Consider the following 26,739-nt stretch of genomic DNA (forward strand, 5'->3'; position numbering starts at 1 on the left):
GTCGGGCGCGGATCGTTGACCGGGTTTAAGGCAGTAACCGCATGCATTTATCAATCATTGTGGTTTTGCGCGGGGATGAGTGCCTTAATCCCGTTTTTCACAATAAGCTTTCTAACCACTCGGTAAATACCCGCACTTTGCGTGAGAGATGGCGGTGCGGATACAGGAGTGACAATTTGCGATCGGGGGTAGGGTTGTCAGGTAAGACTTCCACTAACAGGCCGCGATCGAGATAAGGCTGTAAAAAAACGTTCATTCCCTGGACTAATCCCAGCCCTGCCAGGCCTGCCGATAAATAGGTTTCAGAGTTATCGATGACCAGCTTGCCGGGAAGCGTCATTTCAACTGTTCCTTCTGGCGTAGAAAACGTCCACGGCATAATTTGTCGGCTGCTGCTGTTAATCCAGTTGATGGCCTGATGCTGCTGTAGATCCTCCAGCGTTTGCGGCACACCGTGGCTGGCAATATAGGACGGGCTGGCGCAGGTCGTCATTTTAATATTGCCTAACTTACGGGCGATATAGTCCCCGTCGTCCAGTTCCCCCACCCGCAGTAAGCAATCAAGACCATCGCGCAGCATATCCCGGCGGAGGTCTGAGCTACTGAGGATGATTTCGACGCCAGGGTGCTGGCGATAAAAATCAGGCAGATGGGGGACGACCAATAACGTCGCAAAAGCGACGGGCATATCCACGTGAAGCTGGCCGCGCAATACGCTATCGCTCCCAAACGACTCCAGCAGCGCATCTGCCTGGGCCAGTAAAGGTTTACTCTGCCGATAAAACGCTTCGCCGTCAGGCGTCAGGTTGATGCGCCGCGTTGTTCGCTGCATCAAACGCGTGCCGCAGTGCTGCTCAAGCAGCTGCAATGCCTTAGTGACGGCAGGACGATGAATTTGCAGGTTCTCCGCTGCCTGAGTAAAGCTACCGGACTCGACAATTTCAATAAAAATGCGTATCGATTCAAAGAGGTTTATTTGCATAGCGGGCTTCTTTTACCGGGATCGGGATATCATATTGTTACTGATTTTATAATAGTGATGCACTTTTTCGGCTATTTTTCTAAATAATATAACGTCCTACACTCCTTCCATCATGAAACTGAACCGCTCCATAGCGCTATTGTGAAGGATATTACCCCATGAAAAATAACCGAATCTGCCAGATCCTGAATATAGAAAAACCTGTTATTCAGGGGCCGTTATCGTGGTTGACCGATGCCCGTTTAGTCGCCGCTGTCAGCAATGCCGGCGGGCTTGGTGTGCTGGGACCGAATGCCGGTTTAACCGCTGAGACCGCGGTGTCCACGCCGGAAGAAACCGCCGAAAAAATGCGTGAAGAGATTCGCAAAACCAAACGGCTGACCGAAAAACCTTTCGGCGTGAACCTGATCCCCGCGGCTGAAAACGATATCTGGACCCCGCCTATTTTGCAGGTGATAAAAGAAGAGAGCGTCAGAGCCGTGGTGTATACCGGCTACGGTGAAGGAGCGCTCATACCTGCGCTGTTCAACGAATTAAAAGAGGCGGGCATTGCTATCATCTATCGCGATATTAACCCGACGCCTGAAAATACCCGCCTTGCTGAAGAAGCGGGCGCCGATATCATCGTCGCGACCGGCTTTGATGAGGGAGGTACATTGCCGGGGACCGCGCTGGGAACCTTTTCTATCGTGCCGCTGATCGCCGATGCGGTGAAGCGTGTTCCGGTGATGGCCGCGGGCGGTATTACCGACAAGCGCACCGCCAGAGCGGCGCACGCGCTCGGCGCTGAAGGGATATTTGCCGGTTCGGTTTTTATCGCGACGGAAGAAAGCAGAGTGCCGCGGTCGGTCAAAAATAAAATTATTGCCGCCAGTGGCCTGGATTTGCTGCTTTTCCGCACGCTGCCCCATTACTATCGCTCTCTGCCGGGCAGACTGGCCGAAAAACTGGTGGCGATGGATAAAGCCGGCGCCAGCAACGAGGCGCTCGGTGAAGCAATGGGGGGATTACGCGGCCTGCGCGTCGGCATGCTGGAAGGCAATGCCGATGAGGGCTATATCGCGCTCGGCACGGGTATCGGCAGCATCCGCAGCGTCAAAAGCGTAGCGGAAGTGGTCGACGCGTTAACCGTGAGTTAGCGCTCCCCAAGAGACGCAGGCCGTTCAGCTAAATCATCCGCTTGTTAGCGTGTCTGACTGAGAATAATACGGTCGAATAGACGGTCTCCCAGCCAGACGCGCAGACAGATAAGCATTTTTGCAAACCTACCCGCGGCATAGCGCGTACGTGGGTTCTTACTGTTAATGGCGCTTGAAACGACATCCGCGATAACCTTCGGATCGCTGCCTGTCCCGTGCCCGTAAGTTTTTTTGATCGACGCGGCCACCATTTTCACCAGTTGGCCATAGGGGCCACTATGTGAACGTTTGACGATGCTTTCGCTGGCAGCATCACCGAAGCCTGTCTCTATCACCCCCGGCTCGACGATCGTGACCTTAATCCCAAATCCGGCGACCTCCAGGCGCAGGCAGTCTGACCATCCTTCGAGCGCGTGTTTTGTGGCGTGATACCAGGCGCCAAGGATGCTGTACATCTTCCCTCCCATCGAGGAGATGTTGACAATATGCCCGCTACGTCTGGCCCGCATTGCAGGGAGCAGTAGCTGCGTCAGCCGTGCGGCACCAAAGAGGTTAACCTCAAATTGATAGCGTGCTTCATCAATACCGATCTCTTCTACGGGTCCATACAGGCCAAAGCCTGCATTATTGATCAGGACATCCACTCCCCCGGTTTGCGACAGAATGGCGTTTACACAGGAGACAATCTCCTCATCCCTGGCTATATCCATCCGTAACGGCTGTGCGCCAAGTTCGGCCAGATCGGCCATTTTATCGATGCTACGGGCGGCAACATATACCTGGTAACCATCCTGAATCAGGCGACGGGCAATAGCTTTACCCATCCCTGACGATGCGCCGGTGACCAGCGCGGTTTTCTTTTCCGGAGCGAACATAAGGACCTCGTTTCATGGACTGGCTACAGTTTGCCTGCAGACAGACTCTTTTCATCTGGCCTTATGCGCCAGTACGCTTGCTAACGGCGCCATTCGCTTCAGATCAGAAAGGAAGCCGCCTTCTGTGGAAACGACAGGAGGTAACGCGATTCTTATGGCAAGTCGGTGCTTAACAACCGCGTCATCTCGTTTGTTTAACCTGATGAGCTCTTTCCATTAAGACGCATGCTCCCTCTGACGGTTTCCGGCGTCTGTCCGGTCCAGGCCATAAATGCGCGATAGAAGGAGTTTGGATCTTCAAAGCCAAGCAGGAATGCAATCTCATAGCCGGAGAGATGGGTATGACTCAGATAGTGCCGCGCCAGGTTCTCCCGGCAAAGATTGACCAATGTACGAAAATTTCCTCCCTCACTTTCAAGTCTGCGCTGAAGCGTACGTTTGCTCATACCGAGACGCTCCGCCGTTTTCTCAATGGTGGCTTCGTTACCGGGAAGAAGCTCAAGAAGTACCGCCTGTACGCGTTCAGTTGTTGAGGCCATTTCATCTAACGTGCTGAGACGGCGGCGCAGCTCTGGTTCAAATATTTGCCACATTCCTTCGTTCACCGTTAAAAACGGGCGGAGGGCATCAGCGGCGGAAAAGCTGATGGCCGGTTTTTCTCCATGCGCTACGGCAGTACCGAAAAAGCGGGTAAGGTGGCCGTCCTGTATTCTGGCGGGAAGCTGAGGGAGCGTGACTTTCACTGCTGTGACCGGTTCGCGAGTGGCAAGTTTTAGCAGCCGCAGTAAGAAAGCAAGTTCTGCTATCTGCAGGGACGAAGGAATGTTTATCGCTGACAGCCAGCGCGGTGAAACGGTAAGGATGCCGCTGTGTTCTACGACTATTTCCAGAACCATTGGGGCGATGAGTTGCTTATATCTGGCCAGTCGCTGAACTGCCTGCATCATATTGGTGCTGCATAGTGCGGCGAAAAGCGGGGGATCAAAGACTTCAGCAGAGACTCTTTCTACCAGGGGTAAGGGAAAAGCAGGATCGTTTGTTTCTACCTCAAGGGCGCGCCAAAAACGAATATACTCCTCAATATTAAGGCCGCGCTCTGTCCTCGAAAACGTGTCGTCGGGCAATCCTGCTTTGCGCAGTAGGTGTTGAGGCTCTAAACCGGCATCTTTTAGCAGCGCCTTCCAGCCGATATTGAGAGAGATAGTACGGTTATGTGCCATTGTCAGGTTTCCGCTGGATGAGTGTTGTCCGGGTGCGATTCTTTTCCCGGAGAAGAGCATAACGTTTCAATCCTGGCGGTAACATTCATAAAGCGCCACAATTGTGGCAAATCACGCCAAATGAGAGGCGGCTGTACACCTTCCCGGAATCATTGAGTCATCCATGGGCGGCCTCTCCAGCCTGGGCCCTGGATTCATTCACGCTACCTGCGCGCCAGCTGGCGAGCATCGTGGTGTGAAAATAAAGCTTGCTATCAATCGCCATCTGTGTGATCAATAGCAAGTTGATTTACTACACAGATGCGGTAATAAACGGTTTAGCGAAGCAGTTCTCATCTCAAGCGTTATCCACAGATAATCCTTCTTTAGACTCTCCTTATCGTGATTAATTAAGCTCTGTGACGCGAATAATGTTAAAGTTTTTTGAACCTGCGACAACGATGACGGTCTAAACCCGAGTAGACAGGCTCAGAAGCTGGCGCAAACGGTGATAGTGAAGGAAAGCCCTTGTATCTCCCGTTTAGCGTGAAAAGTGCATAAGAGATAGCGTTATCCCAAAGCACACGATTATTTTATTGAAATCTACCGAACATTACGTGCCCTCGGGCAAACTAAGAAATTAACAACATTAAAAAATCGCTGGTGCAGTAATAGAGTTCAGTCTGAAGTGCGCTTCAGATGTTTCTATAAGAAGTAATGACAATGATGTCATTGTTATTCTCAACCATTCAGAGCAGCGTTTTTACGCTGTGACAGAAAAGCCGGGAAGGCGTTTTCTGTGAAATATGGCTAAATGTCCCTGCGGTAGAGAATGTTGTAGCAAAAAGAGGCTAACATCATGATTGACCACATTCATTTCAGATGCCCATGCTGTCATGGGTCACAGTACAGAACATCCACCTACGATGTTTCTGAAAAAAATCCGTTTGGCGCGAAATGCATTTTTTGTAAATCCGCAATGATTACATTTGATAACATCGCACCGCATATTTCCAGAAACTCGGCATCGCTGGCGTTACGGAAGTAAGAAAAGGCCCCGAAAAGGGCCTTTGATATCTGCAAATACCCTAAATAATTCGAGTTGCTTAAAGGCGGCCAGGACGTGAGCTTCAAGAAGCATAGATAACACCTTATCCAGGCGGCCCGTAAGGGCGAGACTCATGGATGAACCGAGTAACAAAGCCAACACATAAGCCGCTTGAAGTATGACGGGTATAGTAAGCATTATTACCATTTTGATCGGGCTGCCTGCGGGCAGCTTTTTAGTTTGTTTAAATTTAAATCACGCCGTACTTTTCTTCTCTTTGCCGATGTGCGTCAATGCGCAGCTACGCAATTCTTACGGAAATCTTGTTGCGTTCTATAATTCTTAAACCAGAACTAATCAGGTATTTCTATGCATATCCTACCGCCCGTCCGTCCGGAAGAGAGTATCCAGCGCTTAACGGCGCTCCTGACGCCAATTGCTGAAAAAATGGTCGTTGTGCCGCGGGAACGCATGACCTGGACGCATAAAAATCAACCGCAGTTGTTCCTTTTCCTTGACGGCGAGCTCTCCATACTCCGGGCCTCGGACGGTCTGTTGATTGTCACGGTTTACCACCCACACCTGTTTGGTATTGCCGAGATGATCCAGCCGGTACGCGGCCATCAGCTGCGTGCGGAAACCGAATCGACAATACTGCGCGTTGATGCGCAAAAAGCGATGGAAGCCTTTCGCCAGCACGGCGTTTGGGAAGACGTCGCCTCACTGTTGTCGTACCACACGGCTTATCTTTTCTATCGCGACGCGCTCGTCGTACAGCAGCGAACCTACGCCGTTATCCGCAATCATTTGCAGGAAATGGGCCAGCTACCCGAAGAGACCCGGATGCGGGTATCTATCCTGGATTATATCCAGGAACGTACGCACTTATCTCGCAGCAGTGTATTAAACGTGTTGTCGGCGTTAAAAAGTGGTAATTATATTGCTTTTAAACGGGGAGGGTATTTGACGGGGGTGAATAAATTACCCGAGCGTTTTTAGCGCTGGCAGTTTGTCCAAAATTAAATAATAAAACGATTATCAGCGCGACGCTAATATTCTATTGTAGGCCCACTTAACTTTTGACGATGACATTTATTCGACAACGGGTCGACAATGGGATGATTATGAAGAAGACGCTTATTACGTTAATTATTGCTCATACTTTTACGGCGACTGCCGCTTTTGCTGCTGCGGAGACTGGAACCTGGTACGCGGGGTCTAAATTTGGCTGGTCGCATTACGGCGACTCCAGCACCGATCGGCAAGTCGATGTTGACCGCGATAACGTCGGCGGCGGTGTGTTTACCGGCTATCAGATTAACCCCTGGCTGGCGGTTGAAGGTGGATATGACTATTTAGGGAATATGGGCATCAATGGTCGCCATGGCGCAGTCGGTTCGCAAATGAAAAGTCAGGGGCTACAGCTTTCGTTGAAGGCCAGCTACAGCCTGACCAGCGACTGGGATCTGTACGGCCGGGCCGGCCTGATGGGCTACCGTGCGGAATCCGATGTGAATGGAAAAAATCGATTTGATACGGGCGTGCGTCCGGTGCTGGCTTTCGGTACCGAATATGCCTTTAATGACAGATGGTCGGGGCGCCTGGAGTACCAGTGGGTCAACAATGTGGGTAACGAAAACCAAATTGGCGTGAGCAGCGATGTGAGCTCCGTGATGGCCGGCATTAGTTACCGCTTTGGGCAATAAACGCATCGTACGGGAAGAGTCTCCTTTGAATAAAAGGGGCTCTTTATCTGCTAATGGTATACCTATGGTCATAATTACAGTATAGAACTGGTAGCCACAGGACCCGATAAAGTGTGATCGTGATCAACATTGATAATCGCCAATGCCTTTAAATATGATACAGGGAAAATAAATGTAATATATTAATGGTGATTTTATGGCAATTAAGGATTTTTTTAAACAGACCACACCTGGACGCCGTCGTTATGGCGTAGCGTTATTTGTCGGGGTAGTGGCAGGGATTATGTCGGCATTTGTTAAATGGGGCGCTGAAGTTCCTTTACCGCCGCGTACTTTCTCCGGTGGCAGAGATGAATTTAACCCACCTTATCTTTTCTTACGCGACTATCTGGGCATTGACCCGACGCATACGGTTTATACTTTTTCCGAACACATCATCAATCCGGTGATGGTTACGCATATTATATTCTCATTGGTATTTGCCGTTGGCTATTGTGTCGTCGCGGAGGTCTTTCCGAAAGTTAAATTATGGCAGGGGGCATGGGCCGGGATTGTCGCAACCATCGCCGTTCACTGGATTTCCTTTCCGTTACTGGGCCTGACCCCCTCTTTATTGAATATTCCTGCCGATGAATATATTTCGGAACTGGTGGGGCATATTTTTTGGTTCTGGGCCATTGAGATGATTCGTCGCGATCTTCGCAACCGCATCACCCACGAACCGGACGCTGAAGTGCCTCTTGACGCGCCGTTCAGATAATTAATCCCCACAGAGCCCGCGATCTCGCGGGTTGTGTGGGGCGGGACGTAGAGATCAGGACAGAGATGAAGGCATTGTATTCAGCGCGAAGTTGAGGATCTTCTCGCCATCAAATGAGGCATAGGGCAAGCTTTCAATCACGGCAATTTCTTGTGGTAAATGCAGTGCGCTAATAAATTGTTCAACCTTATACTGGATATGCGGCGCAACCAGTACGCCATCATAGGCAGGCACGACGCTAAAGAAATTTTCAACCCCAACGGCGCTGATTAATAAATCTAATTGGCGATCGTCAGCAATTTTTTGCATTTTGCGGGCAATAATCCCTGCCGTTTCGCCAAACAGACAGCATATTAATAGTTTTTTCACGATTTAACCCTCGGTGAGATAGCGAAGCTACACTATTCCTCCTTTACTCACGAAAATGCGCGATGTATCAATATTTGAGGTTAATTTCTGCGGATATTTTTATTATGACGGAGAGCATCACAGATGCGAAAAACGTATGCCTCTGTGATGCTGTGAATGGCAGGGATGACTCTCAGGCTACCTTTTTTTACGTGAAATCAGGAAGCGATCGCCGGCTCGCGTGAGCTTCGTTCCATTTGTACAGTACTCGATAGCAAAATTAAAAAACTCATCAGAGTCGAGCTCGAAATCCAGTTCGAGTTTAATGGCGTCGCCGGACTGCAGAAGCTGCTTTGCCTGTTCCAGATTGCTGGCTTTTACTGTTCCCATCTCTTCACCTCGTTTTAGCGCTGGTGGCGTCCGGGGGCTATCTTACAGGCTTTGTTTTACGATCGCGTGACACGGCTTATTATTTGCGCTTTCTGCCGTTCGCCAGCCGTTGCCATCGCTATGGATAAGCCGATAGCGATGGTCCGGGGTTCAATCTCAGTCGACGTTATTGAAGTAGTCCCGCGCCGCCGCCTCAACGTTCTTTGCCTCAATGCCCGTTTTCTCGGTGATGGAGGCAATAAACGGCTTGAACTTCTCCGTCATCACATGACCTCCGTCCCAATGAGCGACATAAAAACGGCACTGATAACGATAAAAGTGGAGAGTTTTGTCTCCTAACGTGTAATACATATGAATCTCCGGTTCAGTATGTCGGGTGGACAACAACAAGCGATGAGCAAAGCACGCATCAACGGATTCTATCCTCCTCCCAATTCGCGGAAATTTCCAGCATGCCGTACAAAACCATCTGGAATACGTAGGGGGAGGCATTCTCCAGCCCCGTGCTATGCAACGCCTTACGCAAAATTCAGCGCAACTTCAACGGCTTCACGCCAATCTCCGACAGGCGACTTGAAAAACTCAGATGAACTATCGATACTGTATAAAAACACAGTATTATAACGGTGAGTCTATTATGTTGTTCTATAAACCGGTTGAGTTGCGTCAGATCGTGTCGATTCCGCTGTTTAGCGACCTTGTCCCATGCGGTTTTCCCAGCCCTGCGCAGGATTATATTGAGAAGGGAATCGATCTCAATGAGCTTTGTATCAGCCATCCCGCGGCAACCTATTTTGTCATGGCGACAGGCACCTCAATGGTGGATGCCGGTATTTATGAAGGTACGCTGCTGGTGGTGGATCGCGGCCTGAAAGCGAAGCATGGGGATATCATCATTGCCTCAGTCGACGGTGAATACACGGTTAAGCGTCTTTGTACGCACCCCATCATGCAGCTCTTGCCGATGAACCCGGATTTTCCGCCAATTGTGCTGCGCAACGACGGTGAAGCGCTGGAGATTTTTGGCGTTGTCACTTTCAGCATCAACAGGCTCCGCTGATGTTTGCCCTGGTCGATGTGAATTCATTTTACGCCAGCTGTGAAATAGCCTTTCGCCCTGACTTACGCGGGCGTCCGGTGGTGGTGTTAAGCAATAACGATGGCTGCGTCATCGCCAGAAACCATGAGGCGAAACTGCTGGAAATTCCAATGGGCGCGCCGTATTTCAAAGTGAAATCACAGTTTGAACGTCATCAGGTAGCGGTGTTTAGCAGCAACTATGCCCTTTATGGCGATATGTCCCATCGCGTCATGACGATTCTCGAAGAACTGGCGCCCGCGGTGTATCAATATTCCATTGATGAAGCGTTCGTAAATTTGACCGGGATCCATCGTTCTGAGGAGCTTGAGGCGTTTGGTCGCCACGTGCGTAGTACATTACTCCAGAGTACCGGCTTGACGGTAGGGGTGGGGATCGGGCCGACGAAAACCCTGGCCAAGCTGGCGAATTATGCGGCCAAAAGGTGGCCAAAATTCGAGGGCGTTGTCGATCTCTCATTGCCGGCCAGGCAGAGAAAACTGCTGGAGAAGGTTGCCGTCGGTGAAATCTGGGGAGTGGGGCGACGCATTGCGAAAAAGCTCAATGACATGGGGATTACGACGGCTCTTCAGCTGGCCGAGACGCCCGCTTCTCTGATCAGAAAACATTTCAGCGTTGTAATGGAGCGCACCGTGCGGGAGCTGAGAGGCGAGTCGTGCCTTGAACTGGAAGAGTATATGCCGACTAAACAGCAAATTATCTGCTCGCGTTCCTTTAGTCAGAAGGTAATTGAATACGGGGCGATGCGCGAAGCCGTCTGCAGCCATGCGGTCCGCGCCGCTGAGAAGCTGCGCGCGGAGCACCAGTACTGCCGCTATGTTTCGGTCTTTGTGAAGACCAGTCCGTTCGCCGGTCATGAAGTCTATTACAGCAAAGACGCCGGCACGAAAATCCACATCCCGACGCAGGATAGCCGGGATATCGTCGCTGCGGCGCTAAAATGCCTGGATACTATCTGGCGGGAGGGATGCCGATATCAAAAGTGCGGCGTGATGCTGGGCGATTTCTTTAGCCAGGGGGTGGCGCAGTTAGGCCTGTTTGACGACTATCAGCCGCGAGCGAATAGCGAACAGCTGATGACGGTGCTTGATTTAGTTAACCGACGTGAAAAAGGCCAGCTCTGGTTTGCCGGGCAGGGAATCGAGCGCAGCTGGGAGATGAAACGGCATATGCTGTCGCCAGCCTACACCACCCGATTCAGCGATTTGCTGCGGGTGAAACTGTAGGCTGGTATGAAAGGGAGTGGTTATCCGGAGCGGCGCTCCGGACGACAAACCGTCAAACATATCGCGCAGCGCTTATTGCAGGCCCGCCAGTTCATCGGCGGTCAGCGCTAAAGTTTGCGTTGTTCCGCTTTCGGCAGACTGCGCTGCGGCTTCCAGTACCGCCATGACGGCGAGCGCTTCTAAGGGCGATACCGGGTTGCTGATTTTGCCGGTCAGCGCATCGCGGACGTGAATATAGTACTGCCGCTGATCGCCTCGTGGCGCGCTGATTTCACTGGCGCGCAGGTTGGCATCAAACACCACCAGGCTATCGTCATCTTCGCCCCAGCTTTCGCTGCCCGGGACCACGCCCGCCAGCAGTTGGCTCTCCTGCTGGTCAGCGCGTTGTTTGACGACGCTACCTTTATCACCATGGACGGTAAAGCGGGATACGCCGCCCGCGACCAGCATGCTGCAGTGCAGAACCACTTTGTGCTGCGGATAGTTCAGCACCACGTGCGCCCAGTCGTTGATTTCCGCGCCTTCACGCAGGGTGGCGATATTCCCCTGCACCGACTGCGGCAGGCCGAACAGCTGCAGCGTCTGGTCGATCAGATGTGGACCTAAATCAAACCACAGGCCGCTGCCCGGTACGTTCTGCTCCCGCCAGCGGACGCGCACTTCCGGGCGGAATCGGTCGAAATGGGATTCAAAATGTTTAACTTTGCCGATGAGCCCCTGTTCGATAACCTGCTTCACGCCCAGATAATCGCTGTCCCAGCGGCGGTTATGGAATACCGACAGTACACGCTGTTTCTCTTCCGCGAGGGCAATCAGTTCACGAGCCTCCTGCATATCGAGGGTAAAGGGTTTGTCGACGACGACGTGCTTGCCGGCGTGTAAAGCCAGGCGCGCAAGCGGAGCATGGGTTGCGTTAGGAGAGGCGATAACCACCAGATCGACATCCGGATGCTGGATGGCCTCTTCAGGCGATGCGATGACGGTGACGTCTGGCAGGTCACGTTTCACTTTCTCTTCATCACGCGAGGCGACAATCGCCAGATTCAGGCCGTCGACGGACTGGATCAGCGGGGCGTGGAAAGTTTTGCCGACGAAGCCGTAGCCAATCAGGGCAATATTAATGTTCTTACCGGTAGTCATAAGCATCTCCGCGTTATTAAGCATCAGCGATATGGAGCTGTATTGAGTCGTTATCCTTCAGTTCGTCCCAGGGGCGATCGAGGAAGAGCTGATGGATGTCGGCGAGTCCGGCAACCAGCCAGGGCTCGCAGTGATTCAGTTTCATATGATCGGCAACCAGCCAATGTTCCGCGCTGGCCGCCAGCATGGCGCGCTTGACTTCAGCATCCGCCTCCTGACTGGCGCTGAGGCCGAGGTCGGCGTGGAGCGCGCAGGTGCCGAGAACAGCGATATCCGCCCGATAGCGTTCCAGCAGCGAAACCGTAGCGTTACCGGCAAACAGGCGCTGCTGCATATCCCATTTCCCCCCCAGCAAAATAAGCTGAATATCCGCACGGGTGCTGAAGTGCTGGGCAATATCTAAAGAGGGGGTAATGACCGTCATTGGACCCTGTATCTGGGTGGCGACGGCCAGCACGGTGCTCCCGGCGTCAAGAAACAGCGTGGATCCGCCGGGGATCTTCTCCGCCACCATTTTACCTAAGCGCTTCTTGGTATCCGGTAGCAGGGTATTCCTGTTCTGCCGATTCATGGCGGAGAGATTGAGCGCGATAGCGCCGCCGTGGTTTTTCTGGGCGAGCCCCTGTTTTTCGAGGTCGCTAAGATCGCGGCGCAGCGTATCTGCAGAAACCTGCAGTCTGTCTACCAGCTCACTGATCGTGATCTGGCCTTTTTCACTAAGTATATCAATGAGATATTTTTGCCTGGCCGTTTTATGCATCGTTTGAACCCGCAAAATACTGCAATAACTTGCATAATACAGCATTTTGCGGAAAAAGAAATCTTCACAACGCGCGGCGCGGGGATGAGTTAACGAAGACTTTTATACGGGATGGCTCGATCAAGGGCTGAAATCACCGTTTGAATCCACGAGGCGTGGAGGCGATAAGTCGGGATTGCAGAAAAAGACAAGCGATGAATAGTCTAAAATGATACCGAGAAATAACTTGAGTTAATGAGTGTGTTTATATCAAAATTCACTATCAGCAGCGATAGCGCTGGTTTTTGCTAGCGCTTCGTCGTGAGCTGGACTTGCTGGCGACGGTCCGGTTGGCAGAAATATAATTCATATGGATGGCATGACGTTTTCTCACTATTTCCGTTTGGGTTGAATGCTGAAAATATTAATCCCGGATGGGGCACCTCGAAGTTAATCGGTGAGGGGAATGCCCGTCACGCCAGATAGCTATTTTACTTAAAGTTCGTTGAGTGCCCGTTCTCAGGTCAAAAAATAATGTTTATGTATATCGTGTTTTTTAAAACGACGATAGCTGTACTGTGCGTATCGTTAGCTATCTGGATAATACTTGATTTACTTTCGTCAGCAGGCTAAATCGATGTTTAATATTGTTATTAAAAATAATAATCAGTTCTTTAATTTGGGATTTCATTTTTTATTGCAGGCGCTCTTCCCGGAATACTCATTCTCTACACAGGTCACCGCATCGCTTAACGAACGGCTCGTGCGTGATGCAGATGTCGTCGTACTGGATTTATGCCGCGGGGAAGAGTTCGTATGTCATCCAGAGTTGTTAAACCGTAAACCGGGATTGCTGATCGGCGTGGTTGCCAGGCTAAATCATCGAGGGAAAGGCGTTTTGCCGCTCTGCTTGAAGGAGATAGTTTTTGTTGGGCGCGATGAGAAGCTCTCTCAGGTTATTGCGAAAATTAAACTTTCATGGGTTCTGACGCCTCCGTCAGCAAAAGAAAAGCTGGCGCTTCGGTGCGATAGTTGCCCGCAGAGGACGCTTTCCCCGCAGCAGAGAATCATCGCGGCGGCAATTTATCAGGGGTTAACGGTGAACACGATTGCCAGAAAGCTATCGCTTTGCAATAAAACGGTTTTTGCCCACAAGCGTCTCATTATGTCTAAATTTGATCTACGCAATGATTTAGACCTCGTACTATTGCTGCGTCATCTGGATAACGCACGCTGGGTTGCGAAAGATAATTCTTAAACTTGCAAACCGGCAAGATCGCTCTATTCTTATTTTGCTTACTAAAATGGAGGAAAAAGCAATGTGTACCAATTTGCATGACAACGCTCGTCAATACGCAGAAGAGAAAAAATGAACGGCTCCTGCTAGCCTGCCTTCCCGTCAGCCCAGCGTCTGGCGGCAGGTGATAATGCAGGTTAGACACCGTATTGCAAAGTTCATCAGCAACCCGCCGCCGGCGGGTTCTTTTTTTCAGCCCTCCCGCTTTTCGCCAGTGAATTCAGCAGCATGCCCTGATTAGCTCTTGCGTAACCGTCGCGTAAGGCTAGACTACGGAAATGTGCATGAGTTAACGGAGGTCCAGTGGACGCCATTAAGGGATCGGAACTGAACGTGCCGGATGCCGTTTTTGCATGGGTGTTCGACGGGCAGGGCGGCGTAAAGCCGTTGGTCGATAGTGACACCATTGATAAAGAGCATCCTTGTTGGCTGCATCTCAACTATACCCATGTGGATAGCGCGGAATGGCTGGCATCGACGCCGCTGCTGCCCAATAACGTGCGTGACGCGTTGGCCGGGGAGAGCACTCGTCCGCGAGTGACGAGGATTGGCGATGGGGCGTTAATCACGCTGCGCTGCATCAATGGCAGTACCGATGAGCGCCCGGACCAGCTGGTCGCGATGCGTCTTTATATGGATGAGCGCTTGATTGTCTCCACCCGGCAGCGCAAAGTCCTGGCGCTCGACGATGTACTCGGCGATTTGCGCGAGGGCAACGGTCCGGTTGACGGCGGCGGCTGGCTGGTGGAGGTCTGCGATGCGCTGACCGATCACGCCAGCGAGTTTATCGAGCAGCTTCACGACCGGATTATCGATCTGGAAGATGATTTATTGGATCAGCAGGTTCCGCCGCGCGGTATCCTGGCGCTGTTGCGTAAACAGCTTATCGTCATGCGCCGCTATATGGCGCCGCAGCGCGATGTGTATGCCAGATTAGCCAGCGAGCGTCTGCCGTGGATGACGGACGATCACCGGCGCCGGATGCAGGACATTGCCGAACGTCTGGGGCGAGGTCTGGATGAGATTGATAGCTGCATCGCCCGCACGGCGATTATGAGCGATGAGATCGCGCAGATTATGCAGGAGTCGCTATCGCGAAGAACCTATACGATGTCGTTGATGGCCATGGTTTTTCTGCCCAGTACCTTTTTAACCGGTCTCTTTGGCGTCAACCTCGGCGGCATTCCCGGCAACAGCTGGCATATGGGTTTTGCCATTTTCTGCCTAATGTTAGTCGTTCTCATTGGGGGTGTTACATGGTGGTTGCATCGTAGTAAATGGCTGTAAAGAATCGTCTTTTGTCGCGATGATGATGGTGAAAACCCGGCAATGTTTGAGCGAAATCAATAAACCATCTACCCATTCAGGGCAATATCTCTCTCGCAGGTGAATGCAACGTCAAGCGATGGGCGTTGCGCTCCATATTGTCTTACTTCCTTTTTTGAATTACTGCATAGCACAATTGATTCGTACGACGCCGACTTTAATGAGTCGGCTTTTTTTTTGCGCTCTGTTTCTCAGCTTCTACGCTTAACGGGTGTACCCGCCCACAACCGGGAGTCAATATGCGTAATGAACAGCTGAACTCAATTCCCATTCCGCCGGAACCTAACGATCCGGTACCGGTCCACGATCCCAAACCTCGCCCGCGCCCGTTACCCGACCCGCCGCCTGACGATGAGCCGATTAAATTGTCGCATCGGGAGCGGAGATCTGCGACGATACGCGCCAGCAGATTGTCCGCCCCTAAATGTAATGCGAGAAATAATTGTGACCGCTTTTTCAACTCTGAATGTTTTGCCCGCCGCCCAGCTAACTAACCTGAATGAACTGGGGTATCTTTCGATGACCCCGGTTCAGGCCGCGGCTTTGCCGGCGATTCTTGCGGGTAAAGATGTCCGCGTGCAGGCAAAAACCGGCAGCGGTAAAACGGCGGCATTCGGCCTCGGGCTACTTCAGCACGTTGACGCCTCGCTGTTCCAGACGCAGTCGCTGGTGCTGTGTCCGACCCGCGAGCTGGCGGATCAGGTCGCCGGCGAGCTGCGTCGGCTGGCGCGCTTCATGGCGAATATCAAAATTTTAACCCTCTGCGGCGGCCAGCCCTTTGGCGCCCAGCGCGATTCGATACAGCATGCGCCGCATATTATCGTCGCTACGCCGGGGCGGTTGCTCGATCACCTGCAAAAGGGCACTGTATCGTTAGATGCCCTACAAACGCTGGTGATGGACGAAGCGGACCGCATGCTGGATATGGGCTTTAGCGATGCCATTGATGAAGTGATCCGCTTTGCGCCGGCTTCGCGCCAGACGCTGCTGTTTTCCGCCACCTGGCCGGAAGCGATAGCGGCAATCAGCGGCCGCGTACAAAACAACCCGCAGACTATTGAAATTGACGCCGTTGATGCACTGCCGGCTATCGAGCAGCAGTTTTTTGAAACCTCGCAACACGGCAAAATCGCGCTGCTGCAAAAGCTGTTGAGCCAGCATCAGCCCGCCTCCTGCGTGGTGTTCTGCAACACCAAAAAGGATTGTCAGGCCGTCTGCGACTCGCTAAACGCCGCCGGGCAAAGCGCGCTATCGCTGCATGGCGACCTTGAACAGCGCGATCGCGACCAGACGCTGGTGCGCTTTGCTAACGGGAGCGCGCGCGTGCTGGTGGCGACCGATGTTGCTGCGCGCGGGTTAGATATCAAGTCGCTTGAGCTGGTGGTGAACTATGAACTGGCCTGGGATCCGGAGGTTCACGTACACCGTATTGGCCGTACCGCCCGCGCCGGTGAAAGCGGCCTGGCGATTAGCCTCTGCGCGCCGGAAGAGGCGCAGCGCGCAAATATCCTTGCCGAAATGCTGCAAATGAAGCTCAACTGGATGAGTGGGCCGACGAATAGCAGCGTTGTGCCACTGCAGGCAGAGATGGCCACGCTATGCATTGATGGCGGCAAAAAAGCGAAGATGCGCGCGGGCGATGTGCTGGGGGCGTTGACCGGTGATATCGGTCTTGAGGGTGCAGATATCGGTAAGATCGCCGTTCATCCGGCGCATGTCTACGTTGCCGTGCGTCAGGGCGTCGCGCATAAAGCGTTTAAGCAGCTACAAAACGGGAAAATTAAAGGTAAAGCCTGCCGGGTTCGTTTGCTGAAATAAGCGCGGAAAAGGCGTCTCAGGCACCTGCCTGAGACGCAAATACGTTATTTTACTTCCACAACGTTCAGGCGCAGCTCATCCAGCTGCGCGTCATCTTCTTCCGGCTGCCAGCCGGCCGGCTGCATCGGAATCTCTTCACGATCGAACGCCAGATCGCCGCCGTCAACGACCGCAGAGCCGTGCTGAATGCTTTTAAAGTCGAACAGGTTAACGTCGCTGAGATGGGAAGGCACCACGTTCTGCATCGCGCTAAACATCGTTTCGATGCGCCCTGGATAGCGTTTGTCCCAGTCACGCAGCATGTCGGCAATGACCTGGCGCTGGAGGTTGGGCTGCGAGCCGCACAGGTTGCACGGAATAATCGGAAAACCTTTCGCCTGGGAGAAACGCTCAATATCTTTTTCCCGGCAGTAGGCCAGCGGGCGAATCACGATATGTTTACCGTCATCGCTCATCAGCTTCGGCGGCATCCCTTTCATCTTCCCGCCGTAGAACATATTCAGAAACAGAGTCTGCAGGATGTCGTCGCGGTGGTGGCCGAGGGCGATTTTGGTCGCGCCCAGCTCAGAAGCGGTGCGGTAAAGAATGCCGCGGCGCAGACGTGAGCAGAGCGAGCAGGTGGTTTTACCTTCCGGGATTTTTTCTTTAACAATGCCGTAGGTATTTTCTTCAACAATCTTGTATTCAACGCCCAGCTGCTCAAGATATTCCGGCAGGATATGCTCGGGGAAGCCCGGCTGTTTTTGATCAAGGTTGACCGCCACCAGGGAGAAGGAAATTGGCGCGCTTTTCTGCAAGTTGCGCAAAATCTCCAGCATGGTGTAGCTGTCTTTACCGCCGGAGAGGCAAACCATGATGCGGTCGCCTTCTTCAATCATATTAAAATCAGCGATCGCCTCGCCGACGTTACGGCGCAGGCGCTTCTGCAATTTGTCGATATTGTATTTTTCTTTCTTTGTAACTTGCTGATTATCAAGCATTATAACGTTCTCTGAAACGAAAAGGCATGTAAGGGGCAAAGTTAACATCACGGTGCAAGCCTGGCGTCAGGCATTGATAGCCGATCGCCGTTCATTTCATCCATCCCTGTACTGTCGACTTTGAACACCATTTATTGCGTTTTCATGCCCCATCTGGTTAACAATGGTTAGCACCGGCTTACAGCAGCCAGCAGGCAAAAGTATGTCGCGTATGGTACGGATTCCGACGACGAATGCCAGCGCGTTTTACGGCGGCTTTCCATCTGCTAACGATAGTGCGGCGAAGTTTTGGCCTCAATCCCCCTTCCGGGCAGAAAAAAACGTCGTTTATAGGCACGCCAGCGTCACATACCCGGTGATGGACGGTATCTGGTAAAAGGGTGCGAGAATTTATTGTTCGCGATAATCAAAAAGCGTTGGCAAGGTACCTCGGTTTTTTTAAAGCAGGGGCCTTGTTCCTGCTTTTGCCATAATCCGCCAGGATCGCGATATAATTATTTGCATCCTGATAATTACACAGCGAAGGTATTTGGCACAGGTGAATAACAGCGGTAAAGTTTGAGTAAAAATAACCTGCTACAGACTGATTCCCTACAACGCCAGAGCAGTTGGGTTTTTTCCTGATAATAATCTGAATATGTGCCTACTCAATGGGGTTTTTCCTTGCAAAACGAAGCGCTTATCCAGTCCACATTCGAATTTCTCGGATTATGAATAAGGCAATTACAAAAATTGACAGTTGCCTGATATTTTTATGAGATTTAAACTTTCACTGCAACTTATGGATTAACTTTGATTATGGGAATAAAAATGAAAAAAAGTACCGTTGCAGTAATGATGATAGCGATTTTTTCAGGATCAGCTTATGCCGAGTCAATGCAGCTAAGTCCAAACTTTTCTGCGGAAAGTTTTACTGTATCGACGTCTGCAGGGATGCTGAGTGGGAAATCACAGGAGAGAGTTTATGACGCGGATACGGGGCGAAAGGTCAGTCAACTTGACTGGAAAATAAAGAATGTCGCCATTGTGAAAGGTGATATCTCATGGGATGCCTACTCCTTTTTGACGCTGACCGCCCGAGGCTGGACGTCGTTGGCTTCAGGCTCAGGACATATGGATGACTATGACTGGATGAACGATAACCAGTCCGGTTGGACAGATCATTCATCTCATCCCAGCACCAATGTCAATTATGCCAATGAATACGATCTCAGCGTGCAGGGCTGGCTTTTCCAGGACGACAATTATAAAGCGGGCGTAATTGCGGGTTATCAGGAAACGCGTTTCAGCTGGACGGCTACCGGAGGTTCTTACAATTATGATAACGGTGCGACGACTGGCAATTTTCCGACCGGTGAGCGTGGGATAGGATACAGCCAGAGATTCTCCATGCCCTATATCGGTCTCGCGGGTCAATATCGTATCAATGACTTTGAGTTTAATGCCTTGTTTAAATTCAGTGATTGGGTCAGAGCTCATGATAACGACGAACACTATATGCGTGAACTGACCTTTCGCGAGAAATCAACTAATTCGCGTTATTATGGTACATCAGTTGATGCCGGGTATTACGTCACGCCTCATGCCAAAGTTTTTGCTGAATTCACCTATAGCAAATATGAAGAGGGCAAGGGAGGCACTCAGATTATTGACACCTATAGCGGTGAATCAGCTTCAATTGGAGGAGATGCTGCCGGCATTGCGAATAAAAACTATACCATCACAGCCGGTCTTCAATATCGATTCTAAATCATTACCGCCCGTGGATATAGCCAGCAAAATTCGCTAATCCCGGAGCGCGCTTAATCAGTATGGAGTGTCTCCCGCTCTGGGGGCACGCCATTATCCACGGACAGGATGGATTGTGGCAAGCGCAAAGGGATCGCCCAGGAATTGCTAAAAACCGGAGGTAAATGCAAGGCGCTTAGCCTCGTGTGCCGGCATTTCATTTATCTCCTCGTATGCTCTACCTGTGGCGCAAAATCCGCCACGAACAAAGATACGATTCACGAATGCATCAGGTAACCTTCAGGTAGGGGCGCGAAAAGATGAGTTTGTCCGGGCGAAGAGAAGGCGATTGAACCGAAAGGGAAATGGGCAGGCAATGATGATGCCTGCCGCCGGCAATTATTTAGCGCAATAGACGCGCGCTTCACGCGGAGTATAAATACCCAGGGTGACAAAACCCAGCAGGCCGTTAACAAAAGTCTGCTGCACTTCAGTACGGACAACTTTGTCGGCGCCGCCGCAGACTTTGGCAGCATCAATTTGCTTCGACTGGCCAATGCCGCTGACAAAGAAGTGGTGAGTGGTGACCTGCTGAGGTTGAACGGTGACGCCAGGATTTACCGAGAAGCTCTGCTGGGCGCAACCAGAAATAGCGGCTGCGGCGAAAACTACCATAATTAACTTTTTCATTTCATCCCTATAATTGTTGTAAAACATACCCATGTTCGGGCAAAGGTTTTATACAGCAAAATGAAAAAGACACAACGTACTAATTTTAATAGTACCAGGTAAATGATTCCCCTATCTGCGATGCTGCGGGTACGGCCCAGTGCTCAGATTGCGGAAAAAAAGCCCGCACAGCGGCGGGCAGAGTAGGTTTACCGCACGACCAGCACCGAACATTCCGCATGGCGGACAACGGCGGCGGCGTTAGAGCCCAGCAGATAGGTGGTGATATCGGGACGGTGCGAAGAAATGATCACCAGATCCGCGGGGAGAGACTTCGCCATAGCAAGGATTTTATCTTTTGGCGAACCCTCGGAAACGTGTAAATGGATACGGTCTTCCGGAATAGTAAACTTTTTCACAATCTCTTTCAGCCGCGATTCCGATTCGGCTTTGAGGTCATCCATCGCCGGCAGCTCTGCGGTGTAAGCCATTCCCAGCGAAGCGTAATAGGGAAGGGAGGGAATGACGGTCAGGAAATGCACCTCGGCATCATCGATTCTGGCTTCAGCTTCAACATGCTTGATAACGCGATCGGTTAATTCTGTATCGGAAATATCGATGGGCACAAGAATCATTCTGTTCATAAAACCTCCTGTTTAAGTAACCACTTAAAGTGTAGGCCATCCAGTTGATTATTGTACATTGAGCGCAATCACACTTTCGCCATCAGGCACGGCGGCGTTCAGTAAATTTACCTTTGATCACGCCGTCGTAAAAACGGCCTTTAGAAACCACCTGGAGAAAGTCGCGGAAAATGCGCGGCGGGACGCCGAGATACTGTAGGGTTTTGTTATCGCGAAAACGAATTTCAAGAATACCGGAGGACTCATCGTAGGCGATGGAATGGATACGGGATGATTTCACGGGATGATGGTGCATGGCGGGCGTCCTCTACGGCTACGGCGGTTCCTGGTAGCAATATAACATTCATCGGTCGATTATTTTAAAGCAATTGATATATTGTTTTGCTTTGAATGAAGTCGATGGCCGGGAGGGGAAGAGAAAGCCCGCCGTTGCCAGCGGGCCCGCAGATTAGAACTGGTAAACCAGGCCTAAAGCAACCACGTCATCGGTAGAGATGCCGTTGTTGGAATAGAAGCTATCGTCTTCGTCCAGCAGGTTGATTTTGTAATCAACGTAGGTGGACATATTACGGTTGAAGTAATAAGTCGCACCAATGTCAGCATATTTAACCAGATCTTTGTCACCATCGGTTTTGCTCAAATCTTTACCTTTAGACATCAGGAAAGAGACCGCCGGACGCAGACCAAAGTCGAACTGATACTGCGCAGTTACTTCAAAGTTCTGGGTTTTATTGGCGACGCCGTTGCCGTTACCGTATGGCGTCATGTTGCGGGTTTCGGAATACATGGTTGCCAGGTAAATATTGTTGGCATCGTATTTCAGGCCGGTAGTCCAGGCTTCCGCTTTATCGCCCTGTGCGGTAGTTCGGGTCATCTGATCGTTGGTACGGTCAGAAGAGGTGTAGGCAGCGGCAGCGCTGATACCCATACCGAAATCATAAGAAGTTGACAGACCAAAACCGTCGCCGTTGGCGTTACGTACGCTGCGATCGCCGTTGTTGGTGCCTTCGCCGCTGCCGGCGTTTTCATTTTTACCCTGATACTGCAGGGCGAAGTTCAGGCCGTTAACCAGACCGAAGAAGTCATTGTTACGGTAGGTCGCTACGCCGTTAGCGCGGCCGGTCATAAAGTTATCGGCCTGGGTGTAGGAGTCGCCGCCGAACTCTGGCAGCATATCGGTCCAGCCTTCTACGTCGTACAGTACGCCGTAGTTACGGCCATAGTCGAATGAACCGTAGTTAGCGAATTTCAGACCCGCAAACGCCAGACGGGTCCAGGACTGGTTGTCGGCGCCTTCGGTGTTGTTCGCCTGAACGTTATATTCCCACTGACCGTAGCCGGTCAGCTGATCGTTAATCTGAGTTTCGCCTTTGAAGCCAAGACGGACGTAGGATTGATCGCCATCTTTAGAGGAATCATCGGAGAAATAATGCAGACCATCTACCTTGCCATAGAGGTCCAGTTTATTTCCGTCTTTATTATAAATCTCAGCAGAGTGAGCAGCGCCAGCAGCTAACAATGCCGGGATAACGAGGGCCAGTACTTTTCTTTTCATTTAGACAATCCTTTAACGGTTTTTGTTTTAGCTTCCTCCTGGGAAGTGAACTCATGCTAAATGAGCAAATTAAGATATGGTAAATATCAATTGTTACGATATGAGTAAAATCTAAAATAAATAATTCAACTGAAATGGTGATAATTATAATGAATGATTTTGTGAAATACATACAAAATAAAAATTATACACGGTGATTTTAATATCGTATTATCCGCCCGTTATATGCCTTTTATTGTCATCTAAGAATTTATGTTGCCCTCCGTTCCTGAGAATGGTTTTTATTGAGCGGTAAAATGACAAGCCCGAATGAATATTCGGGCTTTTTTTATGGGTGACTAAAAAAACGTCAGTAAATTAGCTTTCGGTTGCCGGTTTTTCCACCTTACCGGCCAGCTGGGCAAGGAAGTCATAGCGTTTTTGTAAATCCGCCGTCGCATCCTTCCACAGCTGTTCCGCGACTTCCGGCTGCTGCGCGTTAAGGCGGCGGAAGCGCTGCTCGTTCAGGAGCGTTTCTGCCAGCGCGTCTGACGGCGGACGGGAGTCCAGCGCCAGCGGAAGTTTACCTTCATCGGCGCGACGTGGGTCAAAGCGATACAGCGGCCAGAATCCGGTCGCGGTCAGCTGACGCATCTGATCGTGGCTCAGCGCCAGATCGTAACCGTGTTCTTCGCAAGGGCTGTAGGCAATAATCAGCGACGGACCCGGATACGCTTCCGCTTCCTGAATCGCTTTTACCGTCTGGTTCAGCTGCGCGCCAAGGGAAATCTGCGCGACGTAAACGTGGCCGTACATCATCATGCTGACGCCGAGGTCTTTGCGCGCCTTGCGCTTACCGTGTTCGCCAAACTTGGTGACCGCCCCAAGCGGGGTGGCTTTTGATGCCTGGCCGCCGGTGTTGGAATAGCATTGGGTATCGAGCACCAGAATATTGACGTTTTCGCTCAGGCTCAGCACGTGGTCAAGACCGCCGAAGCCGATATCGTAGGCCCAGCCATCGCCACCGATTAGCCAGATCGATTTCTCGACCAGCGCGTCGGCGTCGGTTAGCAGTTCTTTCGCGTCGGCTTCATTTGCCAGAACCTTACGCAGCTCGGCCACCTGTTCGCGGCGTACTTCAGGCGTTGCTTCCGCGTGCAGCGCGTCGTTAAGCGCGGGCGGAAGTTTATCGGCGAACTGCGACAGCAGACGCATTACGCGCTGACGGTGCTGATCGACGGTGAGGCGGAAACCGAGACCAAACTCGGCGTTATCCTCGAACAGCGAGTTAGCCCACGCCGGCCCGCGGCCGTTGGCATCGGTGGTGTAGGGCGTGGAAGGCAGGTTGCCGCCGTAAATCGATGAACAGCCGGTGGCGTTGGCAATCAGCATCCGGTCGCCGTAGAGCTGAGTCAGCAGCTTGATATACGGCGTTTCGCCGCAGCCGGAGCAGGCGCCGGAGTATTCGAACAGCGGGCTGATCAGCTGCGAGGTGCGGATATCGATACGTTCCAGTTTGCTGCGGTCCATTTCCGGCAGATTGAGGAAGTAGTCATAGTTCACTTTCTCTTCTTCAACGTGTTCAAGGCGCGACATCATATTGATGGCCTTGATTTCCGGGTTCTGCCTGTCTTTGGCCGGACAAACCTCGACGCAGAGATTACAGCCTGTGCAATCTTCAGGCGCGACCTGCAGAACGTACTTCTGGCCGCGCATATCGCGGGATTTAACGTCCAGAGAATGCAGGCTGGCCGGGGCATTTTCCATCGCGTCCGGGGAGACCACTTTCGCGCGGATTGCCGAGTGCGGGCAGGCGGCCACGCAGTGGTTACACTGGGTGCAAAGTTCTTCCTTCCAGATAGGGATCTCTTCGGCGATATTGCGTTTTTCCCAGCGGGTGGTGCCCATCGGCCAGGTACCGTCCGGCGGCAGGGCGGAGACCGGAAGCGCATCGCCGAGCCCGGCCAGCATGGCGGCGGTCACGGTTTTGACGAAATCCGGCGCGGCGTCGGAGACGACCGGCGGGCGGTTCGGGCTGTTGGCATCGACCTGCTGCAGCGGCACTTCCGCCAGCGACTCGCGGGCCAGGGCCAGCGCCTGCCAGTTGCGTTCGACCAGCTCCTGACCTTTGCTGCTGTAGCTTTTAGCAATCGCCCCCTGCAGCTCCGCCAGCGCGCTATCGCCCGGCAGGATCTGCGTCAGATGGAAAAAGGCCATCTGCATGACGGTGTTGATGCGCGCTCCAAGGCTACACTCGCGGGCGATTTTTGCCGCGTTAACGATATAAAACCGCGCTTTTTTCTGATTCAGCGTGGCCTGGACTTCCTGCGGCAGACGCGACCAGACCTCTTCGGCGCCGTAAGGCGTGTTGAGCAGGAAAATACCGCCGGGCTTCAGGCGTTCAACCATCTGATACTTGTCGATAAACTGCAGCTGGTGGCAGCCGACGAAATCGGCCTGCGAAATCAGATAGGAAGAACGAATCGGCTTCTCGCTAACGCGCAGATGGGAAACCGTCAGGCCGCCGGCCTTTTTCGAATCATAGACGAAATAGCCCTGCGAGAACCACGGCGTCGAGTTACCGATAATCTTGATATTGTTTTTGGTGGCCGAGACGCTACCGTCGCTGCCGAGCCCGTAAAACAGGGCTTCCAGCTTCGCCTCCGACGGCAGCGTGTTTTCTACCAGCGGCAGCGAAAGATTGGTGACGTCATCGTAGATGCCGACGGTAAAGCGCGGCTTGGGTTTAGCGGCGCTCAGTTCGTTGAATATCGCCAGAACGCACTCCGGCCCGAACTCTTTTGAAGAGAGACCGTAGCGGCCGCCAATGGTACGCGGCAGGGTTTCTCGCTCGCCGCGGTTGAAGGCTTCCGCCAGCGCGGTCATCACGTCGAGATACAGCGGCTCAGCCTGGGCGCCCGGTTCCTTGGTGCGGTCAAGCACCGCTACGGCGCGGGCGCTTACCGGCAGCGCTTCCAGCAGGTGGGCAGCGGAGAAGGGGCGGTAAAGACGAACTTTCAGTACACCGACTTTTTCACCGCGGCTCAGCAGTTCATCAACTACTTCCTCACAGGTGCCGATTGCGGAGCCCATAATCACGATAACGCGCTCGGCCTGTGGATGGCCGTAGAACTCAAACGGTTTGTACTGACGCCCGGTGGCGGCGGCAAAATCGTTCATCGCCGTTTCAACGTGCGCGTAAACCGCGTCGTACCACGGGTTAGTTGCTTCACGTGACTGGAAGTAGGTATCCGGATTCGCTGAGGTGCCGCGGATTACCGGATGTTCGGGGTTCAGGGCGCGCTGGCGATGTTCATCGATTTTATCCTGCGGCAGCAGGCTGAGAAGGGTATCGTCCGCCAGAGGGGCGATTTTGTTGATTTCGTGCGAGGTGCGGAAACCATCAAAGAAATGAATAAATGGCACCCGGCTTTGCAGCGTGGCGATATGCGAAATCAGCGCAAAATCCTGGGCTTCCTGGACGCTGCTGGCGCAGAGCATCGCGCAGCCGGTCTGACGCACTGCCATGACGTCCGAGTGATCGCCGAATATGGAGAGCGCGTGGGTTGCCACGGTGCGGGCGGCGACGTGCAGAACAAACGGCATCAGCTGGCCGGCCAGTTTGTACAGCGTCGGGATCATCAGCAGTAAACCCTGCGATGAAGTAAAAGAGGTCGAAAGGGCGCCGGTTTGCAGCGCGCCGTGTACGGCGCCGATTGCCCCGGCTTCCGACTGCATTTCGACGACGCGGGGAACATCGCCCCAGACGTTTTTCAGCCCGTTGCCCGCCCAGGCGTCCGCCTGCTCCGCCATCGTGGAGCTGGGCGTGATCGGGTAGATGGCGATAACTTCACTGGTGCGAAACGCGACTGAAGCAACCGCGCCATTACCGTCGATAGTGATCATATCAATACTCACATTGCTAAATTTTTGATAAAAAAGTTTTTATGCCCATTGATACACGCTGAGCTCTTCTGCGAAACCGCTATCGGCGCGATTCCACCGGTAGCGGATAAGTTCGTCTCTCACCTGCCTGGTAACGGGGTTGCGTTACCTGCATCGCTACGGGCAGGGTGACCGGGTTTGTGAATC

General features: G+C 52.2%; 25 protein-coding genes and 2 pseudogenes. 12 read left to right on the forward strand and 15 right to left on the reverse strand.

All coding sequences use genetic code 11. The features are described from left to right. Nucleotides 1-97: 97 nt before the first annotated feature. On the reverse strand, nt 98-982 hold the full coding sequence (locus BJF97_RS13235; protein WP_014838300.1) for a LysR family transcriptional regulator: 885 nt from the start codon (nt 980-982) through the stop codon (nt 98-100). A gap of 158 nt (nt 983-1,140) precedes the next feature. Between BJF97_RS13235 and BJF97_RS13240 the strand changes: the two genes are divergently transcribed. Then, on the forward strand, nt 1,141-2,121 hold the full coding sequence (locus BJF97_RS13240; RefSeq protein ID WP_014838301.1) for an NAD(P)H-dependent flavin oxidoreductase: 981 nt from the start codon (nt 1,141-1,143) through the stop codon (nt 2,119-2,121). Between the two features lie 44 nt (nt 2,122-2,165). Here the strand turns inward: BJF97_RS13240 and BJF97_RS13245 are convergent, their stop codons facing one another. Both BJF97_RS13245 and BJF97_RS13250 read right to left on the reverse strand, forming a co-directional pair. Beyond that, the gene (locus BJF97_RS13245; RefSeq protein ID WP_032693669.1) at nt 2,166-2,996 is read right to left on the reverse strand and encodes an oxidoreductase; all 831 of its coding nucleotides are present in this window, start codon (nt 2,994-2,996) and stop codon (nt 2,166-2,168) included. A gap of 194 nt (nt 2,997-3,190) precedes the next feature. Further along, nucleotides 3,191-4,216: an AraC family transcriptional regulator gene (locus BJF97_RS13250; RefSeq protein WP_032693678.1), complete on the reverse strand. Its 1,026-nt coding sequence runs from the start codon at nt 4,214-4,216 to the stop codon at nt 3,191-3,193. 838 nt (nt 4,217-5,054) lie between these two features. Here BJF97_RS13250 and ymcF point away from each other — a divergent pair. From ymcF to BJF97_RS13270, 4 genes are all read left to right on the forward strand, one after another. After that, the gene (gene ymcF / locus BJF97_RS32560) at nt 5,055-5,243 is read left to right on the forward strand and encodes a cold shock small protein YmcF (RefSeq protein WP_071532263.1); all 189 of its coding nucleotides are present in this window, start codon (nt 5,055-5,057) and stop codon (nt 5,241-5,243) included. A gap of 369 nt (nt 5,244-5,612) precedes the next feature. Further along, nucleotides 5,613-6,242: a winged helix-turn-helix transcriptional regulator gene (locus BJF97_RS13260; protein WP_032693671.1), complete on the forward strand. Its 630-nt coding sequence runs from the start codon at nt 5,613-5,615 to the stop codon at nt 6,240-6,242. Between the two features lie 125 nt (nt 6,243-6,367). Further along, on the forward strand, nt 6,368-6,949 hold the full coding sequence (locus BJF97_RS13265) for an outer membrane beta-barrel protein (protein ID WP_032693672.1): 582 nt from the start codon (nt 6,368-6,370) through the stop codon (nt 6,947-6,949). A gap of 196 nt (nt 6,950-7,145) precedes the next feature. Next, the gene (locus BJF97_RS13270; protein WP_004850292.1) at nt 7,146-7,709 is read left to right on the forward strand and encodes a YagU family protein; all 564 of its coding nucleotides are present in this window, start codon (nt 7,146-7,148) and stop codon (nt 7,707-7,709) included. A gap of 54 nt (nt 7,710-7,763) precedes the next feature. On the opposite strand, the gene BJF97_RS13275 is transcribed toward BJF97_RS13270, so the two are convergent. The 3 genes from BJF97_RS13275 to BJF97_RS13285 form a co-directional block, all read right to left on the reverse strand. After that, nucleotides 7,764-8,078: a PTS sugar transporter subunit IIB gene (locus tag BJF97_RS13275; RefSeq protein WP_032693673.1), complete on the reverse strand. Its 315-nt coding sequence runs from the start codon at nt 8,076-8,078 to the stop codon at nt 7,764-7,766. A gap of 177 nt (nt 8,079-8,255) precedes the next feature. Then, nucleotides 8,256-8,447 carry a hypothetical protein gene (locus BJF97_RS13280; RefSeq protein ID WP_004850297.1) on the reverse strand — a complete coding sequence of 64 codons (192 nt, stop codon included), beginning with the start codon at nt 8,445-8,447 and terminating at the stop codon, nt 8,256-8,258. Between the two features lie 156 nt (nt 8,448-8,603). Beyond that, nucleotides 8,604-8,798, reverse strand: coding sequence for a hypothetical protein (locus BJF97_RS13285; protein ID WP_014229113.1), 195 nt, complete (start codon nt 8,796-8,798; stop codon nt 8,604-8,606). Nucleotides 8,799-9,084: 286 nt separating this feature from the next. Here BJF97_RS13285 and umuD point away from each other — a divergent pair, with 286 nt between their 5' ends. Together umuD and umuC are read left to right on the forward strand one after the other, a co-directional pair. Further along, the gene (umuD, locus tag BJF97_RS13290; RefSeq protein WP_004850301.1) at nt 9,085-9,507 is read left to right on the forward strand and encodes a translesion error-prone DNA polymerase V autoproteolytic subunit; all 423 of its coding nucleotides are present in this window, start codon (nt 9,085-9,087) and stop codon (nt 9,505-9,507) included. After that, entirely contained in the window at nt 9,507-10,772 is a 1,266-nt protein-coding gene (gene umuC / locus BJF97_RS13295; protein WP_014229114.1) for a translesion error-prone DNA polymerase V subunit UmuC, read from the forward strand. The genes umuD and umuC overlap by 1 nt, the downstream gene beginning before the upstream one ends. A 72-nt stretch (nt 10,773-10,844) precedes the next feature. Here the strand turns inward: umuC and BJF97_RS13300 are convergent, their stop codons facing one another. After that, entirely contained in the window at nt 10,845-11,936 is a 1,092-nt protein-coding gene (locus BJF97_RS13300) for an oxidoreductase (protein ID WP_170912124.1), read from the reverse strand. Then, on the reverse strand, nt 11,929-12,672 hold the full coding sequence (locus BJF97_RS13305) for a DeoR/GlpR family DNA-binding transcription regulator (protein WP_032693674.1): 744 nt from the start codon (nt 12,670-12,672) through the stop codon (nt 11,929-11,931). The genes BJF97_RS13300 and BJF97_RS13305 overlap by 8 nt, the downstream gene beginning before the upstream one ends. Nucleotides 12,673-13,288: 616 nt before the next feature. Here BJF97_RS13305 and BJF97_RS13310 point away from each other — a divergent pair. From BJF97_RS13310 to dbpA, 4 genes and pseudogenes are all read left to right on the forward strand, one after another. Next, nucleotides 13,289-13,909 carry a helix-turn-helix transcriptional regulator gene (locus BJF97_RS13310; protein ID WP_032693675.1) on the forward strand — a complete coding sequence of 207 codons (621 nt, stop codon included), beginning with the start codon at nt 13,289-13,291 and terminating at the stop codon, nt 13,907-13,909. Between the two features lie 342 nt (nt 13,910-14,251). Beyond that, entirely contained in the window at nt 14,252-15,235 is a 984-nt protein-coding gene (gene zntB, locus BJF97_RS13315; RefSeq protein ID WP_032693676.1) for a zinc transporter ZntB, read from the forward strand. Nucleotides 15,236-15,513: 278 nt separating this feature from the next. Beyond that, a pseudogene (ynaL, locus tag BJF97_RS35450) lies at nt 15,514-15,678 on the forward strand (proline-rich small protein YnaL); the annotation flags it as partial. 40 nt (nt 15,679-15,718) lie between these two features. Further along, nucleotides 15,719-17,092, forward strand: a complete 1,374-nt coding sequence (dbpA, locus tag BJF97_RS13320; RefSeq protein WP_070082926.1) for an ATP-dependent RNA helicase DbpA — start codon at nt 15,719-15,721, stop codon at nt 17,090-17,092. A gap of 44 nt (nt 17,093-17,136) precedes the next feature. Here dbpA and ttcA read toward each other — a convergent pair whose 3' ends face one another. Both ttcA and BJF97_RS35670 read right to left on the reverse strand, forming a co-directional pair. After that, the gene (gene ttcA / locus BJF97_RS13325; protein ID WP_014838310.1) at nt 17,137-18,072 is read right to left on the reverse strand and encodes a tRNA 2-thiocytidine(32) synthetase TtcA; all 936 of its coding nucleotides are present in this window, start codon (nt 18,070-18,072) and stop codon (nt 17,137-17,139) included. A gap of 47 nt (nt 18,073-18,119) precedes the next feature. Continuing rightward, nucleotides 18,120-18,340, reverse strand: a pseudogene (locus BJF97_RS35670) (site-specific integrase); the annotation flags it as partial. Nucleotides 18,341-18,882: 542 nt separating this feature from the next. Between BJF97_RS35670 and BJF97_RS13330 the strand changes: the two are divergent. Then, on the forward strand, nt 18,883-19,821 hold the full coding sequence (locus BJF97_RS13330) for an omptin family outer membrane protease (RefSeq protein ID WP_014229119.1): 939 nt from the start codon (nt 18,883-18,885) through the stop codon (nt 19,819-19,821). 378 nt (nt 19,822-20,199) lie between these two features. Here BJF97_RS13330 and BJF97_RS13335 read toward each other — a convergent pair whose 3' ends face one another. The 5 genes from BJF97_RS13335 to nifJ form a co-directional block, all read right to left on the reverse strand. Continuing rightward, complete coding sequence (locus tag BJF97_RS13335; RefSeq protein WP_014229121.1) at nt 20,200-20,490, reverse strand: Bor family protein; 291 nt, start codon at nt 20,488-20,490, stop codon at nt 20,200-20,202. A gap of 188 nt (nt 20,491-20,678) precedes the next feature. Next, nucleotides 20,679-21,113, reverse strand: a complete 435-nt coding sequence (uspF, locus tag BJF97_RS13340; RefSeq protein ID WP_004850323.1) for a universal stress protein UspF — start codon at nt 21,111-21,113, stop codon at nt 20,679-20,681. An 82-nt stretch (nt 21,114-21,195) separates the two neighbouring features. After that, a complete protein-coding gene (locus BJF97_RS13345; RefSeq protein ID WP_004850325.1) occupies nt 21,196-21,408 on the reverse strand; it encodes a KTSC domain-containing protein in 213 nt (70 codons plus the stop codon). A 153-nt stretch (nt 21,409-21,561) separates the two neighbouring features. After that, nucleotides 21,562-22,668, reverse strand: coding sequence for a porin OmpC (ompC, locus tag BJF97_RS13350; protein ID WP_009652979.1), 1,107 nt, complete (start codon nt 22,666-22,668; stop codon nt 21,562-21,564). A gap of 357 nt (nt 22,669-23,025) precedes the next feature. Next, nucleotides 23,026-26,553, reverse strand: coding sequence for a pyruvate:ferredoxin (flavodoxin) oxidoreductase (gene nifJ, locus BJF97_RS13355; RefSeq protein WP_014838312.1), 3,528 nt, complete (start codon nt 26,551-26,553; stop codon nt 23,026-23,028). Nucleotides 26,554-26,739: the final 186 nt, after the last annotated feature.

The organism is Klebsiella sp. LTGPAF-6F (assembly GCF_001753185.1).
In the GTDB taxonomy this organism is placed as follows: domain Bacteria; phylum Pseudomonadota; class Gammaproteobacteria; order Enterobacterales; family Enterobacteriaceae; genus Klebsiella; species Klebsiella michiganensis.

Bases quoted from the DNA above. Each gene is read 5' to 3' on its own strand.
- BJF97_RS13235 (WP_014838300.1), bottom strand. From the start codon at position 982: ATGCAAATAAACCTCTTTGAATCGATACGCATTTTTATTGAAATTGTC.
- BJF97_RS13240 (WP_014838301.1), top strand. From the start codon at position 1,141: ATGAAAAATAACCGAATCTGCCAGATCCTGAATATAGAAAAACCTGTT.
- BJF97_RS13245 (WP_032693669.1), bottom strand. From the start codon at position 2,996: ATGTTCGCTCCGGAAAAGAAAACCGCGCTGGTCACCGGCGCATCGTCA.
- BJF97_RS13250 (WP_032693678.1), bottom strand. From the start codon at position 4,216: ATGGCACATAACCGTACTATCTCTCTCAATATCGGCTGGAAGGCGCTG.
- ymcF (WP_071532263.1), top strand. From the start codon at position 5,055: ATGATTGACCACATTCATTTCAGATGCCCATGCTGTCATGGGTCACAG.
- BJF97_RS13260 (WP_032693671.1), top strand. From the start codon at position 5,613: ATGCATATCCTACCGCCCGTCCGTCCGGAAGAGAGTATCCAGCGCTTA.
- BJF97_RS13265 (WP_032693672.1), top strand. From the start codon at position 6,368: ATGAAGAAGACGCTTATTACGTTAATTATTGCTCATACTTTTACGGCG.
- BJF97_RS13270 (WP_004850292.1), top strand. From the start codon at position 7,146: ATGGCAATTAAGGATTTTTTTAAACAGACCACACCTGGACGCCGTCGT.
- BJF97_RS13280 (WP_004850297.1), bottom strand. From the start codon at position 8,447: ATGGGAACAGTAAAAGCCAGCAATCTGGAACAGGCAAAGCAGCTTCTG.
- BJF97_RS13285 (WP_014229113.1), bottom strand. From the start codon at position 8,798: ATGTATTACACGTTAGGAGACAAAACTCTCCACTTTTATCGTTATCAG.
- umuD (WP_004850301.1), top strand. From the start codon at position 9,085: ATGTTGTTCTATAAACCGGTTGAGTTGCGTCAGATCGTGTCGATTCCG.
- umuC (WP_014229114.1), top strand. From the start codon at position 9,507: ATGTTTGCCCTGGTCGATGTGAATTCATTTTACGCCAGCTGTGAAATA.
- BJF97_RS13300 (WP_170912124.1), bottom strand. From the start codon at position 11,936: ATGCTTAATAACGCGGAGATGCTTATGACTACCGGTAAGAACATTAAT.
- BJF97_RS13305 (WP_032693674.1), bottom strand. From the start codon at position 12,672: ATGCATAAAACGGCCAGGCAAAAATATCTCATTGATATACTTAGTGAA.
- BJF97_RS13310 (WP_032693675.1), top strand. From the start codon at position 13,289: ATGTTTAATATTGTTATTAAAAATAATAATCAGTTCTTTAATTTGGGA.
- ttcA (WP_014838310.1), bottom strand. From the start codon at position 18,072: ATGCTTGATAATCAGCAAGTTACAAAGAAAGAAAAATACAATATCGAC.
- BJF97_RS13330 (WP_014229119.1), top strand. From the start codon at position 18,883: ATGAAAAAAAGTACCGTTGCAGTAATGATGATAGCGATTTTTTCAGGA.
- BJF97_RS13335 (WP_014229121.1), bottom strand. From the start codon at position 20,490: ATGAAAAAGTTAATTATGGTAGTTTTCGCCGCAGCCGCTATTTCTGGT.
- uspF (WP_004850323.1), bottom strand. From the start codon at position 21,113: ATGAACAGAATGATTCTTGTGCCCATCGATATTTCCGATACAGAATTA.
- BJF97_RS13345 (WP_004850325.1), bottom strand. From the start codon at position 21,408: ATGCACCATCATCCCGTGAAATCATCCCGTATCCATTCCATCGCCTAC.
- ompC (WP_009652979.1), bottom strand. From the start codon at position 22,668: ATGAAAAGAAAAGTACTGGCCCTCGTTATCCCGGCATTGTTAGCTGCT.
- nifJ (WP_014838312.1), bottom strand. From the start codon at position 26,553: ATGATCACTATCGACGGTAATGGCGCGGTTGCTTCAGTCGCGTTTCGC.